The organism is Pseudomonas sp. 2822-17, from assembly GCF_002742485.1.
Taxonomy (GTDB): Bacteria; Pseudomonadota; Gammaproteobacteria; order Pseudomonadales; family Pseudomonadaceae; genus Aquipseudomonas; species Aquipseudomonas cyclaminis.
Genome location: NZ_LJRZ01000975.1, coordinates 1 through 230, shown reverse-complemented (window position 1 = coordinate 230; position 230 = coordinate 1). Strand labels below are relative to the sequence as shown.

1 protein-coding gene is annotated in these 230 nt (G+C 39.6%); it reads right to left on the bottom strand.

Features of this window, described 5'->3' with window-relative positions:
• Positions 1-149: 149 nt before the first annotated feature.
• A complete protein-coding gene (locus tag AOA60_RS35115; protein WP_368731603.1) occupies positions 150-218 on the bottom strand; it encodes a stage V sporulation T C-terminal domain-containing protein in 69 nt (22 codons plus the stop codon).
• Positions 219-230 lie beyond the last annotated feature (12 nt).

The following is a 230-nucleotide window of genomic DNA, read 5'->3' as shown; positions in this document are numbered from 1 at the left end:
ATTCTAGACATTATAGCATAAGAAAAGCGGAAACGCCTTGGTCATCGGCCAAAAAACTGCACTGATCCAATATATAAAAAAGAGAGGCACCTAAAACAGTGCCTCTCAAAGGAAATTTCACCTAACGGAACTCATTTAATCAAAATTTATTATTGTTCCATTTGGCGTGCAAGGAAACCAGCTGCTGTTTCTGCTAGCTTCTTTTCAACATCACCCATGCCGTTAGAGTC